This window comes from Embleya sp. L77, assembly GCF_055557415.1.
Genome location: NZ_CM145710.1, coordinates 2,482,573 through 2,499,753 on the forward strand (window position 1 = coordinate 2,482,573; position 17,181 = coordinate 2,499,753).

A 17,181-nucleotide genomic window follows, 5' to 3' on the forward strand; every position below is an offset into this window, starting at 1 on the left:
GCCGGACTCGGCCCGGAGCGGTAGTCGGCCCCGGGGACCGGCGGGGCGTGGCCGGGGGTGGGCGCCACTTCGGCAACCGGCCGTGCGGGTGCGGTCACCGTTGGTGGGGCGAGAGTGGTGATCGGGACGGTTGCGATTGACATGGGGGCAGGCGGGTCATATTCCGGAGGTAGTACCCGCACGGCCGCTAGGTACGAGAGCCCGGTGGCGGGTCCGTGGGTCGGGGGCGGTCGCGGCGCCGGTGGTGCCGGGGCGCGAAGCGGGATCGGCCACCGGAGCGCTCGACGTTCGACGAGGAGCGTCGTCATGGCACGTCCGGTCGGTATCGACCTCGGCACGACCAATTCGGTGGTCGCGGTTCTCGAAGCCGGTGAACCCACCGTCATCACGAATGCGGAAGGTGCGCGGACGACACCGTCGGTGGTCGCGTTCGCGAAGAACGGCGAGGTGCTGGTCGGTGAGGTGGCCAAGCGCCAGGCGGTGACCAACGTCGAGCGCACCGCACGATCGGTGAAGCGGCACATGGGCGACAACTCGTGGCACTTTCCCGACGTGGGCGAGATCGACGGCAAGCGGTACACCGCGCAGGAGATCGCCGCGCGGGTCCTGCAGAAACTCAAGCGCGACGCCGAGGCATACCTCGGCGAGAAGGTCACCGACGCGGTGGTCACGGTCCCGGCGTACTTCGACGACGCCCAGCGGCAGGCCACCAAGGAGGCCGGGGAGATCGCCGGTCTGAACGTGCTGCGCATCGTCAACGAGCCCACCGCGGCGGCGCTGGCCTACGGCCTGGACAAGTCGCGCGACCAGATGATCCTGGTGTTCGACCTGGGCGGCGGCACGTTCGACGTGTCGCTGTTGGAGATCGGCGAGGGCGTCGTGGAGGTCAAGGCGACGCACGGCGACACCCATCTGGGCGGTGACGACTGGGACCAGCGAGTGATGGACTACCTGGTCAAGCAGTTCAAGAACGCCCACGGCGTGGACCTGTCCAAGGACAAGATGGCCCTCCAACGGCTGCGCGAGGCGGCGGAGAAGGCCAAGGTGGAGCTGTCCAGCGCGACCGAGACCTCGATCAACCTGCCCTACATCACGGCCTCGGCCGAGGGCCCGCTGCACCTGGACGAGAAGCTCACCCGCGCCCAGTTCCAGCAGCTGACGGTCGATCTGCTGGAGCGCTGCCGGGGACCGTTCCACGCGGCGATCAAGGACGCCGGCATCTCCGTCTCGGACGTCGACCAGGTGGTGCTGGTGGGCGGCTCGACCCGGATGCCGGCCGTCACCGAACTCGTCCGCGAGCTCACCGACGGCAAGGAGCCCAACAAGGGCGTCAATCCGGACGAGGTCGTCGCCGTGGGTGCCGCGCTCCAGGCGGGTGTGCTCAAGGGTGAGGTCAAGGACGTCCTGCTGCTGGACGTGACGCCGCTGTCTCTCGGTATCGAGACCAAGGGCGGCATCATGACCAAGCTGATCGAGCGCAACACCACGATCCCGACCAAGCGTTCGGAGATCTTCACCACGGCGGACGACAACCAGCCGTCGGTGCAGATCCAGGTGTTCCAGGGCGAGCGGGAGATCGCCGCCTACAACAAGAGACTGGGCATGTTCGAGCTGACCGGTCTGCCGCCGGCCCCGCGCGGGCTGCCGCAGATCGAGGTCACCTTCGACATCGACGCCAACGGCATCGTGCACGTGTCCGCGAAGGACATGGGCACGGGCAAGGAGCAGTCGATGACCATCACCGGCGGCTCCGGCCTGCCGAAGGACGACATCGACCGGATGATGCGTGATGCGGAGGCGCACGCGGAGGAGGACCACCAGCGCCGCGAGGCCGCGGAGACCCGCAACCAGGCCGAGCAACTGGTGTACACCACCGAGAAGTTCATCAAGGACAACGGCGACAGGGTCCCGGCCGACGTGCGGACCGAGGTGGAGACCTCGCTCACCGAGCTGAAGGACGCCCTCAAGGGCGAGGACCTGAGCGCCATTCGCGACGCCGCGGAGAAGGTCGGCACGATCAGTCAGAAGCTGGGCAGCGCGATGTACGCGAACCCCCAACCCGGCGCCGAGGATGCGGCCGGAGCGGGCGCGGCCGGTGACACCGCCGACGACGACGTGGTCGATGCGGAGATCGTCGACGACGACAAGCGGGGAGGTGGGACCGCGTGAACGGGACCACGTCCGGCCCGGGACTGTTGCCGGTCCCCGTCGGGCATCCGCAGTCGCCGGTCCTGGCCGCCCTGCTGGCCGAGATCGCGGCCCTGCGCGGGCAGGTGAGCGAGCGCGTGGACGAACTGCGGCGGCTTCGGGCCGACTACGACGCCTATCGTGCCCACGTACGGCGGGATCGGCTCGCGGTGCGCGAGGTCGCGCTGGCCAATGTGCTCACGCCGCTGCTGCCGGCGATCGACGACTTCGACCGGGTCCGCGCCGCCGATGAGTCGACCCCGGGAGTGGCCGCCGCCGTCGACACCTTGGAGAGCTCGCTCGCGGCGCTGGGGCTGCGCGGGTTCGGCACGGTCGGGGACGAGTTCGACCCGCACCTGCACGACGCGATGGCGTATCGGGTCCGGGCCGGAGTGGATCCGCCGATCTGTTCGGTGGTGCACACCCCGGGCTACCGCGTCGGCGATCGGCTGCTGCGCCCGGCCCGGGTCACGGTGACCGGACCGCCGCCGATCGACGAGCGGGCGGACCGGGATCGGGCCACGGGTGGCCGAGTCGAAGGCGACCCGGGAGACGGATCGGGGTGAGGGAAGGGAGCGGAACATCGTGGTGCGGCAGGTCGCACCACGCCGGTGCGGAGGGGCACGGCCGGCACCGACCGGACGGGGGCTTGGAGGCGACACTCATGCAGATCGTCGGATGGCACATCGAGATGGAGTTCAAGGAGGACGGCAAGCGCACCGAGGCAGCCGCCCTGCTTCGGCTGCGGGACGGAACGGAGTTGCGCTCGCACGCGCACGCGAGCCGGTTCCCGGACGACCCCGATCAGCCGCAGGTCGGCGAGGAGATCGCCGCCGCGCGGGCGTTGACCGACCTGACCCGGCAGTTGCTGGACAAGGCGGCGGGTGAGATCGAGACGACGACGCGGCGGCCGGTGCAGTCCCTCGCGTGAGCCTGCGGGCCGGTGTCGCCGCGCCGGCCGTTTGCGCACGCGGGCCCCGGTGTTCGGGGGTTTGTGGCGAGGTGTCGACGACGGCGGTACGCTTAGCGCGATCGATTGATTACTGTGCGTTGTCAATGGTCGTTTGCGCGCCCCGCGCACGTCGGCGGCATTGCGCGGCCGGTGTCCGACGGATGCCTGCGCTCCCCCGCCACGGATCGCCCCGGCGGCGGCCGGGACGGGACGGCTCGGCGCCGATCCGACACGGCGTTACCCTGAAAGACAGCCGGTGTCGATGTCGTGACGATCGCGACGGGTCGGCCGCGGACGGGCGCGTCCCGAGCCCGGCCCGGATGCCGGCGGACCTTCTCGGCGGACCGGACGGGCAGCCGCGCCGGTCGCGCCCGGCGGCACGCGTCGGTACGGGCCGTTCGTCGCGGGCCCACCGCGCGGGAAGGGATGCCCCCATGGCGACCGCGTACGTGTACGAGTTCGGCGAAGGCTCCCGGGATCAGGCCGAACTGCTCGGCGGCAAAGGCGCGAACCTCGCCGAGATGACCCGGTTGGGCCTGCCCGTGCCGCCGGGATTCACGATCGGCACGGACGCGTGCCGGGCCTTCCTGCGCACGGGCGCGCCGCCGAGCGGACTGCCCGAGGAGATCGCCGAACACCTCGCCCGCCTGGAACGCTCGATCGGGCGGCGGCTGGGCGGGGCCGACGACCCGCTGCTGGTCTCGGTGCGCTCCGGCGCCCGGTTCTCCATGCCCGGCATGATGGACACGATCCTCGACGTCGGCCTCAACGACGCCTCGGTGCTCGGCCTGGCCGCGGCGAGCGGCCGCGAGCGCTTCGCGTGGGATTCCTATCGCCGACTGGTGCAGATGTACGGGGCCACCGTGCTGGGCGTGCCCGCGGCGCGCTTCGAGGAGGTGCTCACCCGATATCGGCTGCGCGCGGGTGTGGCCGACGATCTCGGGCTGGGCGTGGGCGAGTTGACGGAGATCGTCCGGGAGTTCCGGGGCATCGTGCGCGAGGAGGCGGGTGAGGAGTTTCCGCAGGATCCGCGCGAACAACTCGCCGGAGCCGTCCTGGCGGTGTTTCGATCGTGGAACGGCGAGCGGGCCCGGGTCTATCGCCGGCGCGAGCACATCCCGGACGACCTGGGCACGGCGGTGACCGTACAGGCGATGGTGTTCGGCAACTCGGGACCGGACTCGGGTACCGGCGTGGCCTTCACCCGCGACCCCGGCACCGGGCGGGCCGGCGTGTACGGCGACTACCTGCCCGACGCGCAGGGCGAGGACGTGGTCTCCGGGGTCCGGGACGCGCTGCCGCTCCAGGACCTCGAAGGGCTGGATCCGGCCTCGTACGCGCGCCTGACCGAGGTGCTGCGGCTGCTCGAAGGGCACTATCGCGACCTGTGCGACGTCGAGTTCACCATCGAGCGCGGCCGGTTGTGGGTCCTGCAGACCCGGGTCGGCAAACGGACCGCCGAGGCCGCCTTCCGGATCGCCTGTGCGCTCGTGGACGAGGGCACGATCACCTGGTCGCAGGCGCTGTCCCGGGTGGACGGCCGGCAACTGGACCAGCTGACCTTCCCGCGCTTCGACGCGGACGCGGACGCCGCGCCGCTGGCGCACGGGGTGCCCGCCTCGCCCGGTGCCGCGGTCGGCGCGGCGGTGTTCGACATGGCCGAGGCCATCCGGCGGGCCGCGACCGGTGAGCGGGTCGTGCTGGTCCGCCCGGAGACCAGCCCGGACGACCTGCCCGGCATGATCGCCGCCGAGGCCGTGCTGACCGGCCGGGGCGGCAAGACCAGCCACGCGGCGGTGGTGGCCCGGGGCATGGGCAAGGTCTGCGTGTGCGGCGCGGCCGACCTGGACATCGACGTCGAGGGCGGACGCTGCACCGGCGCCGACGGGACGGTGCTCGAACAGGGCGACACGATCTCGGTGGACGGTACGGCCGGCACCGTGTACGCGGGCGCGTTGCCGCTGGTGCCCTCGGCGGTGACCCGCTACCTGGAGACCGGCGTGCGTTCCGCCGGCGTGGTCGAGGCGGTCGCCCGCTTCCTGGAACAGGCGGACGCGGTACGGCGATTGCAGGTCCTGGCGAATGCCGACACGGCCCCGGACGCGGCCCGGGCCCGGCGCTTCGGCGCTCGCGGGATCGGGCTGTGTCGTACCGAGCACATGTTCCTGGGAACGCGTCGTCCGCTCGTCGAGGACCTGATCCTGGCCCGCACCGACGCGGACCGCCGGCTCGCCCTGGACGCCCTGTTGCCGCTCCAGCGCGCGGACTTCACCGAACTGCTCGCGGCGATGGACGGCCTGCCGGTGACCATTCGGCTGCTCGACCCGCCGCTGCACGAATTCCTGCCCGACCACACCGAGTCCGCGGTCCGCCTGGCCAACGCCCGGGCCCGGGGCGAGGATCCCGACCCGCATGCGGTGCGGGTGCACGAGGCGATCGAACGCCTGCACGAGCAGAATCCGATGCTGGGATTGCGCGGGGTGCGGTTGGCGCTGACGATTCCCGGGCTGGTGGCCACCCAGGTGCGGGCCATCGGCGAGGCGGTGGTCGCGCGGGTGCGCGCCGGCGGGGACCCGCGGGCGGAGATCATGATTCCGCTCGTGGCCACCGTCGAGGAACTGCGCATCGTGCGCGCGGAGGTCGAACGGGTCCTGGTCGAGGTCGGTCGGGCGGCCGGGTTCCCGGTGCACTGCCCGGTGGGCACCATGATCGAACTGCCCAGGGCCGCGCTGACCGCCGCGACCATCGCGCCGGTCGCGGACTTCTTCTCGTTCGGCACCAACGACCTGACCCAGACCACGTGGGGCCTGTCCCGGGACGACGCCGAGGCGTCCTTCCTGGCCGGCTACCTGGAGCGGGGCATCCTCGACGTCTCGCCGTTCGAGACCCTCGACCGCGCCGGCGTCGGGCGGTTGGTGGACCTGGCCACGCGGGAGGGCCGGCGGGCGAAGCCGGGGTTGCGGATCGGGGTGTGCGGGGAACACGCGGGCGATCCGGACTCGATCCACTTCTTCCACGAGGTCGGCGTGGACTACCTGTCCTGTTCGCCGTTCCGACTGCCGGCCGCCCGCCTGGAAGCCGGCCGCGCCGCCGTCGCGGCCGCCGCGGAGGCGGACTCTCGCTGAGCGTACGGCCGTTCGCGCGACCGCGGTGTTCGGTGCGCGCTCGGTGCGGTCGTGCGGGGACCGTGGCGGTTTCGGCCAGGGGGATGTGGCCGAAAGTCGGTGGGTGAACCGCGTGATTCGGCCCGCGAGGTGTCCGCCGGGTCACGCTGCCGGGGGCTCGGCGGGGCCTCGGTGGGGCGATTCCATGGGCTTTACTGTCCGTGGTGGCACAATTACATTCCGGGTTGGGATGGGTGTCGGCGGTCGGTGGCGCGGCCGAAACGACGTGCCTCGCCACTGTCCGTAAATGGGGTTTCACGCACCGCTGTCGATGCGGCAGCGTGGCCTGCGTCGGAGCCCGCCGATCAGGCGGCGTGGATCCGACGTACGACCCGTCGAGCCGTCGAGGTCGACCGGTTCTTCCATCGAGAGTGAGGCATTCGCATGATGCGTAAATTGGCCACCATCGCCGCCGGCGCCGCGGCGGGTACGCTCCTGGGCGCGCTCGTCCCGGCCCCGGCGGCCCGTGCCGACGTCGTCGACGCCGCGGCCTGCCCCGCGGCCAGTCTGTGTGTCTACACCGGCGCCGATTTGACCGGGACGCGGACGGTCGTTCCCGCGCGGGTGATCGAGGATCGCAGCGACGCCGGCTACACCGTCACCGGACCGGTGGTCTCGGTCGCCAATCGCACCGGATTTCCCGTGCTGCACGGCGTGAGCCATCCCGTCGTCTGTATCCGGTTCCCGTGTTACCAGTACACGGTGCTGGGTCGGATCGATGCCGGGCAGGACCTCACCGATGTGGACTGGGCGGGACAGCCCCTCGTCGTCGGTCGGGACTACGGCCGGTAGAGCGCGAATCGCCCGGCACGCCACCGCGGGGAACCCGCCCGGCCGGAGCGCACGTCGCTCCGGCCGCGCGGGTCGGCGGCGGGATTTCGGCTCGGGGTCCGGGCTCCCGGGGCGGGTCGCGCTCGCGGTGCCGGGCCGGGCCCGTCCGGGGTCGAAGTCGCGGCGCCGGGGCCGGACTTGCGGCCTCGGTGCGGGGCCGGCGTACCGGGGTTCAGGCGCGCGGAGCCGGGCGGACGAGTTTGAGCATGATCTCGCCGTAGGCTTCGTCGGTGCGGCGGCTGTGCTCGGTGAAACCGACCCGGGCGTAGAAGTCGCGTGCCCGGGTGTTCTTCTCGTAGACCTCCAGCGTGAGCCTGCCGTGCAGCGTCGCCGCGTGCTCGACGAGCAGTCGGCCGACGCCGGTGCGCTGTGCCTCCGGCGCCACGAACAGGCCGCCGATCTCACGGCAGTTCACGCCGTCGACCTCGCCGAGGATGAGACCGAGGAGCGCGACCACCCGGCCGTCGACCTCGGCGACCCAGTTGTCGGCGTGCACGAGGTAGAGCTCGCGCATCTTCCGCTCGCGCTCGCCCTCCCCCTCGCCGGGGATGAAGGGATGTGCGATGCGGCCCGCCCGGGACCAGACGTCGACCGCGGCATCCTCGTCGGCGGGGAGATAGGGACGGACCTTCGGGGCTTCGGACATGCGCGCGACGCTACCCCACCCCCGCCCCGCTCCTTCGCGCGGTGCATGCCCGTTCCCGTTCGGGTCAGGTCAAGTGCTTTCGCAGGACGGCGAGTTGCGTTTGGCGGGCCTCGACGTGCAGGGCTCGGCCGCGGTCGGTGGCGGTGACGAACACGCCGCGGCGGTCGGTGTCACACATCGCGCGTTCCACCAGACCGCACTTCTCCAGCCGGGCGACCGCGCGCGAGGAGGCGCTCTGGCTCAGGTGCAGGTCTCCGACCAGGTCGTGGATGCGGGCCTTGCAGCCGTCGGCGGCGATCAGCCGATCCAGGACCTCGTAGTCGCTCATGGTCAGGCAGTGGTCCGCCTGGAGGGCACGGTCGAGCTCGTGGGCGACCCGGCTGTACTGCGACAACAGGTTGCGCCAGCTCTCGATCAGCGGCTCCTCGGTCTTCATCGCGTCACGGTAGCGCCACCCGTCATAACATGCAAGCAAATTTATTGCACCCACATTTTATGCGTAGACATTCAATGCGTGCGCATATAAGTTCTTCCCCATGGCCCCAACAGTCGAGACCTACGCGGGACCGTCCTCCCGCGAGAACTCCGCCCCCTCGTCCGCCGCGTCCGACCCGACGACGTCCGCCCCGCACTGGACCCCCAGACTCTGGGGCGTCCTGGCCGTGTTGTGCCTCGTGCTCTTCCTGGACGGCCTCGACGTCTCCATGGTGGGTGTCGCGCTGCCCTCGATCGGTCACGAACTGGGCATGTCCGCGACCTCGCTGCAGTGGATCGTCAACGGATACGTGCTCGGATACGGCGGTCTGATGATGCTCGGCGGTCGCACCGCCGACCTGCTCGGCCGCCGCCGGGTGTTCCTGATCGCCCTCGCGGTGTTCGCCGCCGCCTCGCTGCTGGGCGGCCTGGTGGACAGCGGCGGCCTGCTCATCGCCAGCCGTTTCATCAAGGGTCTGGCCGCGGCCTTCACCGCGCCGACCGCACTGTCCATCCTGACCACGACGTTCCCGGAGGGCCCGGCCCGCAACCGAGCGCTCTCGGTCTTCTCCGTCTTCGGCGCCAGCGGCTACTCCTCCGGCCTGATCCTGGGCGGACTGCTCACCGAGTTCGGCTGGCGCTGGACCTTCCTGACCCCCGTACCGCTGGCCATCCTGGCCCTGGTCGCCGGCTACGTACTCATCCCGCGCGACCGCCCCGCCGACTCCGGCGGCCACGACCTGTTCGGCGCCGCCACCCTCAGCAGCGGCATGCTGCTCGCCGTCTACACCGTCGTCTCCGCGCCCGAGCGCGGCTGGGCCGCACCCCTCACGCTCGGCTCGATCGTGCTGGCCGCGGCGCTGCTCACCGCCTTCGTGTTCGTCGAGAAGCGACTCGCCCACCCGTTGGTGCGCTTCGGCATCCTGCGGATCGGCACGGTCGTGCGGGCCAACCTGAGCATCGTCGCGCTGATGGGCTCGTACATGAGCTTCCAGTTCATGATGACGCTCTACCTCCAGGACGGTCTGGGCTGGTCCGCGCTGCGGATGGCGCTGGCGCTGCTGCCCGCCGGCCTCGTGGTGGCCTTCGGATCGCCGTTCACCGGACGCCTGATCAACCGCTACGGCACCGCGCCGCTGCTGATCGCGTCGATGGCCTCGATGAGCCTGGGCTACGCCTGGTTCCTCGCCACCGCCGGCAGCACACCGAACTACGCCTTCACCGTGCTGCCCACCATGCTGCTCCTCGGCGGCGGCTTCGCATTCGGCTTCAGTTCGATCATGTCCCAGGCCACCGAGGGCATCGAGGACTCCGAACAGGGCCTCGCCTCCGGCCTGGTGCAGACCTCCGGCCAGGTCGGCGCGGCACTCGTCCTCGCCGTGGTCACCGCGGTCACCACCGGCGCCAGTGCCGGGGACACCGACTTCGGCGCCTACCGGCCCGGTGCCAACCTGGTCACCGGCGTGGCGATCGTCGGTCTTTTGCTCAACATCGTCCCGCTGCTCGGTTCCGGGCGCCGCCGGGCGAAGGCGGCCGACTCGACCCGCCTCTCGTAGCCCGTATCCGGCTGCGCCGCACCCCACGGGCGGCGGGCGGCCGAACACACGGGCGAGGCCCGGCACCCGGCCGGGTGCGATGTCCGACAGCCCTCACGCGGTCCGTGCGTGGGGGCTGTCGCCATGTCCGGCGCCGGCGCCCTCCGGATGGGCCCCGGTCAGGTGTGGGCCGGATGGAGGGGGTCGCTGCCGAGGAGTTCGAGGCCCAGCGGGGTCAGCGTGTGCAGGACGGCGCTGCCGCGGCGGGTGGTGGTGATCAGGCGGGCGTTGCGCAGGATGGTCGCGTGTTGGCTCGCGGACGCCGCCGACATGTCCAGCCGACGGGCCAACTCCGTGGTGCTGCACCCGTCGTTGATCACCGTCAGCGCGGCGGCGCGGGTCTGTCCCAGGAGCGCGCCGAGTGCCCGGCCGTCGGCCGCGCCGGGCTCCCACAACGCGGCGCCGTCCCGCAGTTCGCGCACGGTGGGGACGGCGAGCAGGTACGGCGCGCTCTCGTCCTCGGTGTCGTGGAGCAGCATCAGCTTCCGCCACAGGAACACGGTCGGCGCGATGACCAGCCCTCGGCCACCGAGCCGGATGTCCTCGTCCTTCGTGGAATAGTCCACCTCCAGGACCGGCGGCTTCCAGCGCACGAGCGGTACGCACAACTCGGCCAACAGGCGGTCGACGCCGCCGTCGAGCAGGGTGCGCGCGTATACGTTTCGCACCGATTCCAGGTGGGACCGCACCCGGGATCGGAACGGCGCCAGCGTCACGTCGTGAAAGGCGCGCAGGGCGTCGGCGAACTCGCGGCGCGGCTCCCGGCCGCCGTCCAGGAAGTCGCGCACCCAGGTGGCGTGGCCGGGTGCGAAGGTCAGGTGCGCCATTTCCTTGCGCAGCCGCCGCGTGGGTACCGCGAGCAGGTTCTCGATGCCCTCGTCGAGCGAGAAGGAGTCCCCCACCAGCGTGCGCAGATCCAGGCCGGGGCCGCGCACCGGCATCAGCGCGGTGAGCGGGCCGCTCGCCGGGTCCGTCCGGTCGGTCACCGCGGTGCGCCAGGCCCGGAAGGGCAGCGGTCTGCGCGGCCCGAGTAACAACTCCAGGCCGTGGTACGTCTCGGCCACCGCTCCGACCGTCGTGGCGAGTCGGGTCCGGGCCAGGTCGTCCGCAGTGAAGTGGATGCGCAGCACCGGTGTACCCCCATGGTCGTGTCCGTTGCGCCCGGGATGCCCCGTGGCGGGTGGCCTCCCGGTCGGCGCGGCGTCGGGAGGACCACGACAGTGTGCGTCCTCGAACGCCCTCGGACCAGCAGGTTTCGGCTCAGGCTGAAAGGCGTTTTCAGACATCGTCCGGTCCGCCAGGCTGGCGGTGTCGGGGGTGACCCCGCGTGGTTCGCCCGCCGAGGCACGAGTCGGGAGGTGAGTTCCGTAGGCGACGTCATCCGGCCGCGGATCCGACACGGGGCGGAGGCCGGGGCCGGGCACGACGGCGTCGTCGGGATCTCGACCCGACCCGGCGGGGATCGAACGGGGATCGGTCCCCGCCCGGCATCGGCCGAAGGCGGGCGGCGCGGGTCGGTCAGCGGCCCACGGGCGCGGTGGGTACTCGATTGCGGGCCGCAGGCGGCGGATTGCCGCCGGGTGACCGCGCGGCGGGCACGCGCCCGCGAGCGCTCGTCCGGACCGGCGGGTGTGAAGTGCGCGCCGTGCGGTCGTCGGTCAGGAGCCCAGGTAGCGCAGGATCGCCAGGACCCGGCGGCTGTATCCGGAACCGGCCGGGTGGGCCAGGTCGAGGCGTTCGAAGATCGCGTTGACGTGCTTTTCCACCGCGCTCTGCGACACGTGCAGGGCCCGGGCGATGGCGGCGTTCGTGCGACCCTCGGCCATGTGTGCCAAAACCTCGCGTTCGCGCGGGGTGAGCCGGTCCAGCGGGTCGACGTGGCTGGTCCGGGCCAGGAGTTGGCGCACCACCTCGGGATCGAACGCGGCGCCGCCGGCGGCGACCCGGGCCAGCGCGTCCAGGAAGTCGTCCACGTGTGCGACCCGATCCTTGAGCAGGTAGCCCACGGCCGCGCCGTCGTGGGTCAACAGCTCGACGGCGTACCGCTTCTCGATGTACTGGGAGAGCACCAGCACGCCCACCCCCGGTTGTCGGCGGCGGACCTCCAGGGCCGCCCGCAGTCCCTCGTCGGTGTGCGTGGGCGGCATGCGCACGTCGGCCACCACGACGTCGGGGACGTGCACGGCGACCGCCTCGACCATGGCGTCGCCGTCGCCGACGCTCGCGACCACGTCGTGTCCCTCGTCGGCGAGGAGGCGGGCCAACCCCTCCCGCAGCAGGGCCGAATCGTCGGCCAGGACTATGCGCACGGCACCTCCGCGGTGATCGTGGTGGGGCCTCCGGGCGGACTGTCCACCCGCAGGGTTCCGTCCAGGGCGGCGACCCGGCGGGCCAGCCCGGAGAGGCCGCCGCCGGCGGCATCCGCGCCGCCCACGCCGTCGTCGACGATGCGTACCCGAACCGCATCACCCGCGGCGCCGGCGCCGAGGACGCACACCGTGACGGTGTCGGCGCGTGCGTGCTTGACCGTATTGGTGATCGCCTCCGCGACCACGAAGTACACGGCGGTGGCCACGATCGGCGCCGGCTCCGCGGCCACGTCGTAGCTCAACGCGACCCGAACCGGGGCCCGTTCGGCGATCGTCTCCAACACCGCGCGCAGCCCGCCGTGGTCCAATCCGGTCGGGTGGATCCGCCACGCCACGTCCCGCAGGTCGGTCAGCGCCTGTTGGGCCTGCTCGTGCGCCTGCCGCAACAATTCGTCGGTGCGTGCGGGGTCGCCGCCGCGCCGGGCCCGGCCGAGCAACATGCCCAGGGCGACCAGGCGCTGCTGCACCCCGTCGTGCAGATCGCGTTCGATCCGCCGACGTTCCTCGTGCACGGCCTCGACCACGCCCGCCCGACTCGCGGCCAACTCGTCGACCCGACGGCGCAGTACCTCGCTCCGGTCCGGTTCGAGCAGGCGCCGGGCCAGGGCCCGATCGGTGTCCGCGAGACCGACCAGGCCGTACAGGGCCAGGGCGAGCAGGGCCAGTCCACAGGGGATCAGGATCAGTACGTCGGTCGTGGTGGTGTTCGGACTGCCCGCGAGCCACGCCCCCACCATCACCGCGGCGAACCCGATCCCGCCGCCGACGAGGCCGAGCAGGGCACCACCGAGCAGCCCGATCGGCACACGCGCCGCGAGATAGCGGATCAGGCGCCGCGGATCGCTCGGGGTGGGGTGGACCGGGCCCGGCTCGGTGGGGGCCGGACCGGCCGGGTCGGCGCGGTCCGCGCCGGGACCGGGAGGGGCGGGGCGGGGCGTGGCGCGGGAGGGCGGCCCGGTCAGGCGCCTGCGTTCCAGGTCGGTCAGTGCCCGTGCGCCGCGCGCGATCGGGCGCAACACGCGCCGGCGCGGGCGGGACCGGAGGACGCCCGCGTACACCAGGCCCGCTCCGAGCAAGAAGAGCGTCGTCGGCACGACGGTCACGGCACCCACGAAGAGCACCCGAACCGCGTCCGCGACGGCCCTCGCGCCGGCCCGCACCGGGGCCGCGAATCGGCGCGTGCGTCCCGTGGCCGGCCTTTGACCCGAATCCTCCGACACCCTTCCTCGCTTCGCTCGCCCACGTCTCGGTGCTTCGAGCCTCTCACCCGACCCGGCCGGCCCGATGGGGCGGGTCACCGGCCGCTCGACCGGCTCATCCCGCGCCGGCCATCGCCTCGCGCAGGTGCACGCGGGCGGCGCGCCGGGCCGGGAGCCAGGCGGCGAGGGTGCCGGCGACGATCGCGCCGACCAGGACGGCCGCGCAGGTCGGCCACGGCACGGTGAGCGTGTCCAGACCCTTGCCGGCCAGGACGCGCTGGGTGGCCGCGCCCCAGGCCAGGCCGGGCAGCAGACCGAGGACGGCGCCGACCACGGCGATCAGGACCGCCTCCGCCCGGATCATCCGGCGCACGCCCCGCCGGGTCATGCCCAGGGCCCGCAGCAGCGCCATCTCCCGGCTGCGTTCGACCACGGACAGGGCGAGGGTGTTGGCCACGCCCAGGACGGCCACCAGGATCGCCAGCGCCAACAGCGCGTACACCAGGCCCAGGGCCGACGCGACCGTGTCGTGCAGCGCCTTGCGGTAGCTGTCCCGGTCGCGGACCTTGGTCTGCGGGAAACCGTCCAGGCGTTTCGCCAGGGCCGCGTAGACCTGGGCCCGGTCCGCGCCTGCCGCGGCGGAGGCGAAGTACACGTCGTCCAGGGGCATTTGGTCGGCGGGCAGCTGCGCCCGGACGACGTGGGTACCGACGTAGGTCGCGCCGGAGGCGAATACGTCCCCCTCGCGCACGATGCCGCCGACCCGGAGCCGGGCCGTGCCGCCGCCGTGGAAACGAACCTGGACCGGATCGCCGACCGCGAGCCGGTACTCGTCGGCGAACGCCTGGGGCACGGTGATCCCGTCCCCGCCCGCGGCCAGCGTCGAACGGGCGTCACCGGCGGTGAAGGCGAGCCGGAAGTCGTCGGTGAAGCGCTCGGTGGTCGCGGTGAGATCGTGATTGCGATCGGTGCCGTGCGCGGTGATCAGGTCGGCGCGCACGGTCTGCTGCGCGGTGACGTGGTCCAGACCCGGCGTCTCTCGGACGACGCGGGCCACCTGCGCGGTCATCGGCTGCGAGGAGAGGACGAAGTAGTCCGCGTTCACCGTGCGTTCGAGTTGCCCGTCGACCGAGCTCACCAACGACGCGGCGACCAGGGACAGGAAGCTCACCAGTGCGATGCCGACCATCAGGGCCGAGGCGGTGGCGCCGGTACGCCGAGGGTCGCGAATCGCGTTGCCGCGGGCCAGCCGGCCGATCGGTCCGCTGTGCCGCGAGAGCAGCCGATTCAGGCCGCGCACGGCCCGGACGCTCAGGATCGGCGCGCCGGCCACGATGCCCAGGAGGGTGAGCAGGATGCCGACCGCGAGCAACGGCCCCGCCACTGCGAGGTCGTCGGCGGATACCGCGAGCAACAGGGCACCCGCGCCCGCCACAACGCTCGTGCCGGCCACGATGTTGCGGGCGCGCAACGGCCGTTGCGCGTCGGTCCCGGCCGCGCGCAGCAGCGCCGCCATCGGGGACACCCGGCCGGCCCGCCGGGCGGGCACGTAGGCGGCCACCAGGGTGATCGACACGCCCACCGCGTACGCGACCACCGGCGTCGACCAACGCACCGTCGGCGTGCTCGCCGTCGGGCCGGTGCCGTCCGGTCCGACGAACCGGGTCAGCCCGGCCGCGAGGGCCACCCCCAGGGTCAGGCCCAGGGTGGACCCGGCGACGCCCAACAGCCCCGCCTCACCCAGGATCAGCCGGTTCACCTGGCCGCGCCGGGCACCGACGGCGCGCAGCAGCCCGCTCTGCCGGGTTCGCGCGGCGACCAGCATGGAGAAGGTGTTGCCGATCAGGAACACGCCGACGAGCACGGAGATCCCGGCGAATGCGAGCATCAGGTAGGTGACCACGTCCAACGAGGCGCCGGCAGCTTCGCCGCGGGCGGCGGCCTCCCGGTCGCGGGTGCGGACGGTGTAGGCGGCGGGATCGGGCAGCGCGGCCAGCACCTGCGCACGCAACCGCGCATCCGGCACACCGGGTGCGGCGGTGACGGCGATGGAGGTGAACCGGCCTATGGAGCCCAGGAGTTGCCGCTGCGCGGTACCGGATTCCAGGAAGATGTCGGCGTCGGGAGTCCGGTCCGCGCGGTCACGGGCGAAGCCGACCACGGTGGCCTCGAAGGTCCCGGGGACGGCCATGATCCGCAGTCGATCGCCGATCCGGATCCCGTGCTTCGCGGCGGTGTCCGCAGACACGACCAGCTCCGCCGGGGCGAGCGGTGCGCGTCCCCGGGTCACCCGCGGCGCGGACTCGGCATCGGCGGACCAGTCGGCGATCGTGTCCCCGCGCGAACTCAAAGGCCTGCCACGGCCGTCCAGGACCACCGTGTGCGGCACGTGCACCCGCCCGTGGGCGGCACGCACGCCGTCGGCGCGGGCCGCGGTGTCCAGGACTCGGCCGGGCAGCGTCGCAGGCAGCCCGGTACCGTCCTGGCGCTCGCCGTCGCGAGCGGGCGTCACCGTCACGTCCGCCGTCGATCCCGCGAACGATGCGCGGGCGGAGGCCGCGACCGAGTCGCGGAACACCAGCGTCCCGGCCACGAACGCAGTGCCCAGGGCGATCGCCACCAGGGCCAGGAGCATGCGGGCCTTGTGCGCCACGACCCCGCGCACCGCGATCCGAGCGAGCATCACGCGCGCACCTCGCTCGCGCCGTGACCGACCACGCCTGTGGCAGGGGTGGGTTCGGCGTTTCGTCCGGAGCCGTCCAGGCGTCTCATCCGCTCGAACACGGCCTCCGCCGTCGGCCGGGGCAGGTCGTCCACGATCCGGCCGTCGGCCAGGAAGACCACCCGGTCCGCATAGGCCGCCGCGTTCGGGTCGTGGGTGACCATCAATACGGTCCGACCCCACTCGCGGACGCCGTGCCGGAGCAGTTCGAGTACCTCGGTTCCCGCGCGCGAGTCCAGGTTCCCGGTCGGTTCGTCGGCGAAGACGATCTCCGGTCGGGACACCAACGCCCGTGCCACTGCGACGCGTTGTTGCTGACCGCCGGACAACTCGGCGGGTCGATGGAGCAGGCGCCCGGCCAGGCCGGTGGCCGCGACGATGCGATCCAGATGCGCCCGGTCGACCCGGCGCCCGGCGATCTCCACCGGCAGCGTGATGTTCTCCAGGGTGTTCAGCGTGGGCAGCAGGTTGAACGCCTGGAAGACGAACCCGATCCGGTCGCGCCGCAGTTCGGTCAACGCGACATCGTCGAGACCGGCCAACTCGGTACCGCCGATGGCCACGCTGCCGTGGGTGGCGGTGTCCAGTCCGGCAAGACACTGCATCAGCGTCGACTTGCCGGAACCGGACGGCCCCATGATCGCGGTGAAGCCACCACGCTCGATGTCCACGTCCACGCCCGCCAACGCCGTGACCCGGGTCGGTCCCGACCCGTACTCCTTGACCAACCCCCTGGCCCGCGCGACCACCGACGACGTTTCCCGCGCGCCGTGGGCGACCGCCGCCGCCCGCATCCTGTTCCTCGGCATCCGCCGACCTCCTCGCTCACCCGATGCGACCGCGATCCACACGAACGGGCCCGAACCACCGGCAGAACCAGCCTGCGAGATCACCGATCCGCACACCATGAGGCCCGGCACCCGACCCCCCTGCGGAAAACCACACCCCCGACCCCGATACGCCCCACCACCCAGCGCCCCTTCGTCCCCGGACCTCCCGCGCCGCCCCGCCGTGGGCTTCGGGCGCGGGTGGGTTTGCTGGA

13 protein-coding genes are annotated in these 17,181 nt (G+C 72.4%); 6 read left to right on the forward strand and 7 right to left on the reverse strand.

The window, feature by feature from the left end:
- The first annotated feature begins 306 nt into the window (after window positions 1–306).
- The 5 genes from dnaK to ACZOOI_RS40630 all read left to right on the forward strand — a co-directional run bounded on the left by dnaK (window position 307) and on the right by ACZOOI_RS40630 (window position 7,095).
- Entirely contained in the window at window positions 307–2,169 is a 1,863-nt protein-coding gene (dnaK, locus tag ACZOOI_RS40610; protein WP_465281836.1) for a molecular chaperone DnaK, read from the forward strand.
- The gene (gene grpE, locus ACZOOI_RS40615) at window positions 2,166–2,753 is read left to right on the forward strand and encodes a nucleotide exchange factor GrpE (RefSeq protein ID WP_465281837.1); all 588 of its coding nucleotides are present in this window, start codon (window positions 2,166–2,168) and stop codon (window positions 2,751–2,753) included. The genes dnaK and grpE overlap by 4 nt, the downstream gene beginning before the upstream one ends.
- Before the next feature lie 98 nt (window positions 2,754–2,851).
- Window positions 2,852–3,118: a DUF1876 domain-containing protein gene (locus ACZOOI_RS40620; RefSeq protein WP_040876035.1), complete on the forward strand. Its 267-nt coding sequence runs from the start codon at window positions 2,852–2,854 to the stop codon at window positions 3,116–3,118.
- A gap of 455 nt (window positions 3,119–3,573) precedes the next feature.
- Window positions 3,574–6,264 carry a pyruvate, phosphate dikinase gene (ppdK, locus tag ACZOOI_RS40625; RefSeq protein ID WP_465281838.1) on the forward strand — a complete coding sequence of 897 codons (2,691 nt, stop codon included), beginning with the start codon at window positions 3,574–3,576 and terminating at the stop codon, window positions 6,262–6,264.
- Window positions 6,265–6,687: 423 nt separating this feature from the next.
- On the forward strand, window positions 6,688–7,095 hold the full coding sequence (locus tag ACZOOI_RS40630; RefSeq protein WP_465281839.1) for a peptidase inhibitor family I36 protein: 408 nt from the start codon (window positions 6,688–6,690) through the stop codon (window positions 7,093–7,095).
- A 211-nt stretch (window positions 7,096–7,306) separates the two neighbouring features.
- On the opposite strand, the gene ACZOOI_RS40635 is transcribed toward ACZOOI_RS40630, so the two are convergent.
- Together ACZOOI_RS40635 and ACZOOI_RS40640 are read right to left on the reverse strand one after the other, a co-directional pair.
- Window positions 7,307–7,780: a GNAT family N-acetyltransferase gene (locus ACZOOI_RS40635; RefSeq protein WP_465281840.1), complete on the reverse strand. Its 474-nt coding sequence runs from the start codon at window positions 7,778–7,780 to the stop codon at window positions 7,307–7,309.
- A gap of 64 nt (window positions 7,781–7,844) precedes the next feature.
- A complete protein-coding gene (locus ACZOOI_RS40640) occupies window positions 7,845–8,216 on the reverse strand; it encodes a MarR family winged helix-turn-helix transcriptional regulator (protein WP_465281841.1) in 372 nt (123 codons plus the stop codon).
- Window positions 8,217–8,316: 100 nt separating this feature from the next.
- Here ACZOOI_RS40640 and ACZOOI_RS40645 point away from each other — a divergent pair, with 100 nt between their 5' ends.
- Window positions 8,317–9,810 (forward strand): MFS transporter, encoded by a 1,494-nt coding sequence (locus ACZOOI_RS40645; RefSeq protein WP_465281842.1) that lies wholly within the window; start codon window positions 8,317–8,319, stop codon window positions 9,808–9,810.
- 158 nt (window positions 9,811–9,968) lie between these two features.
- Here the strand turns inward: ACZOOI_RS40645 and ACZOOI_RS40650 are convergent, their stop codons facing one another.
- From ACZOOI_RS40650 to ACZOOI_RS40670, 5 genes are all read right to left on the reverse strand, one after another.
- Entirely contained in the window at window positions 9,969–10,979 is a 1,011-nt protein-coding gene (locus tag ACZOOI_RS40650; RefSeq protein ID WP_465281843.1) for an ArsR/SmtB family transcription factor, read from the reverse strand.
- Window positions 10,980–11,507: 528 nt separating this feature from the next.
- A complete protein-coding gene (locus ACZOOI_RS40655; protein ID WP_465281844.1) occupies window positions 11,508–12,158 on the reverse strand; it encodes a response regulator in 651 nt (216 codons plus the stop codon).
- Window positions 12,149–13,330 carry a sensor histidine kinase gene (locus tag ACZOOI_RS40660; protein WP_465281845.1) on the reverse strand — a complete coding sequence of 394 codons (1,182 nt, stop codon included), beginning with the start codon at window positions 13,328–13,330 and terminating at the stop codon, window positions 12,149–12,151. Before ACZOOI_RS40660 ends, ACZOOI_RS40655 begins: the two co-directional genes overlap by 10 nt.
- Before the next feature lie 202 nt (window positions 13,331–13,532).
- Window positions 13,533–16,100 carry an ABC transporter permease gene (locus ACZOOI_RS40665; protein ID WP_465281846.1) on the reverse strand — a complete coding sequence of 856 codons (2,568 nt, stop codon included), beginning with the start codon at window positions 16,098–16,100 and terminating at the stop codon, window positions 13,533–13,535.
- Window positions 16,100–16,933, reverse strand: a complete 834-nt coding sequence (locus ACZOOI_RS40670; protein WP_465284146.1) for an ABC transporter ATP-binding protein — start codon at window positions 16,931–16,933, stop codon at window positions 16,100–16,102. Before ACZOOI_RS40670 ends, ACZOOI_RS40665 begins: the two co-directional genes overlap by 1 nt.
- Window positions 16,934–17,181: the final 248 nt, after the last annotated feature.

Bases quoted from the DNA above. Each gene is read 5' to 3' on its own strand.
- dnaK (WP_465281836.1), top strand. From the start codon at position 307: ATGGCACGTCCGGTCGGTATCGACCTCGGCACGACCAATTCGGTGGTC.
- ACZOOI_RS40620 (WP_040876035.1), top strand. From the start codon at position 2,852: ATGCAGATCGTCGGATGGCACATCGAGATGGAGTTCAAGGAGGACGGC.
- ppdK (WP_465281838.1), top strand. From the start codon at position 3,574: ATGGCGACCGCGTACGTGTACGAGTTCGGCGAAGGCTCCCGGGATCAG.
- ACZOOI_RS40630 (WP_465281839.1), top strand. From the start codon at position 6,688: ATGATGCGTAAATTGGCCACCATCGCCGCCGGCGCCGCGGCGGGTACG.
- ACZOOI_RS40635 (WP_465281840.1), bottom strand. From the start codon at position 7,780: ATGTCCGAAGCCCCGAAGGTCCGTCCCTATCTCCCCGCCGACGAGGAT.
- ACZOOI_RS40640 (WP_465281841.1), bottom strand. From the start codon at position 8,216: ATGAAGACCGAGGAGCCGCTGATCGAGAGCTGGCGCAACCTGTTGTCG.
- ACZOOI_RS40645 (WP_465281842.1), top strand. From the start codon at position 8,317: ATGGCCCCAACAGTCGAGACCTACGCGGGACCGTCCTCCCGCGAGAAC.
- ACZOOI_RS40665 (WP_465281846.1), bottom strand. From the start codon at position 16,100: ATGCTCGCTCGGATCGCGGTGCGCGGGGTCGTGGCGCACAAGGCCCGC.
- ACZOOI_RS40670 (WP_465284146.1), bottom strand. From the start codon at position 16,933: ATGCGGGCGGCGGCGGTCGCCCACGGCGCGCGGGAAACGTCGTCGGTG.